The sequence below is a fragment of the Brevundimonas sp. UBA7534 genome (assembly GCF_002479325.1).
In the GTDB taxonomy this organism is placed as follows: Bacteria; Pseudomonadota; Alphaproteobacteria; order Caulobacterales; family Caulobacteraceae; genus Brevundimonas.
Genome location: NZ_DLMO01000092.1, coordinates 1 through 322 on the forward strand (window position 1 = coordinate 1; position 322 = coordinate 322).

Here is a 322-nt window from a genome sequence, read left to right on the forward strand (position 1 = left end):
GGGCGCGCGTCTGAACCTGGTCAGCCGCGATGGCGAGGGTTCGGTCGAGGGCGAGGACGGCCAGCTGCGCGTCGTCGGCCTGGGCCTGGATCGCCGGGGCGACCGCGCGCGCTTCTCGGCCGACCTGGGCTGGCAGGACCACCGCATCGACGCGCCGCGTCCGACGGTGACGCCGGCCGGCGCCATCCCGACCGCGCCGTCGGCCGACGTCAACTTCGCCCAGCCCTGGACCTACACCGACGAGGAACAGCTGTTCGGCACCGCGCGCGGCGAGTTCGACCTGACCGACGACGTGACGGTGTGGGCGGCGTTCGGCGGCCGG

General features: G+C 75.2%; 1 pseudogene. It reads left to right on the plus strand.

Annotation, left to right across the window (positions count from 1 at the left end):
* Window positions 1–322, plus strand: a pseudogene (locus B2U11_RS06795) (TonB-dependent siderophore receptor); the annotation flags it as partial.